Genomic DNA, 629 nt, shown 5'->3' with positions numbered 1-629 from the left:
CGCCTCGACATCCAGCCGCCCGTCAAGCTGCAACGCCACCGGCATGTTGTAGACCGGCGACGGCCCGTGCAACTGATCGATGAACCACAACCGACTCTGCGCAAACGACAACGGAACCACCGACGGCCGGACAACCGGCCGCAGCGGCTCGAACCCACCCCCGTCGGCACCGATGAGCGGAGCCAGCTGAGCAACCGTCGGCGCCTCGAACAAGACGCGCACCCCAAGCTGGGAATCCAGACCCGCGTTGATCGCCGCGATCACCCGCATCGCCGAAATGCTGTCCCCGCCCAATTCGAAGAACGAGTCGTCGACCCCGACCCGCTCCAAACCCAGCACCTGGGCGAAGATGCCGACCAGAATCTCTTCCACCGCGGAGGACGGCGGACGGTGAACACCGCCGGAGTACTCCGGTGCCGGCAGGGCCCGGGTGTCGAGTTTGCCGTTCGGTGTCAGCGGCAGCACATCGATGGCCACCACCGCCGCGGGAACCATATACGCCGGCAACCGCTCGGCCAACGCAGCACGCATCCCGGCCACATCAGCAGTCCCGGTCACATAACCCACCAACCGCTTATCACCGGGACGGTCCTCGCGGGCGACCACCACCGCCTGCTCCACCCCGGCAC

The 629-nt window shown here is 67.1% G+C and carries 1 protein-coding gene; it reads right to left on the bottom strand.

Annotated features, from left to right (window positions below):
- On the bottom strand, positions 1-629 hold a 629-nt coding region (locus RMCN_RS12995), incomplete at both ends, for a phosphopantetheine-binding protein (RefSeq protein ID WP_131808547.1).

This window comes from Mycolicibacterium novocastrense, from assembly GCF_001570485.1.
Taxonomy (GTDB): Bacteria; Actinomycetota; Actinomycetes; order Mycobacteriales; family Mycobacteriaceae; genus Mycobacterium; species Mycobacterium novocastrense.
This window is presented reverse-complemented; position numbering and strand designations above follow the sequence as displayed.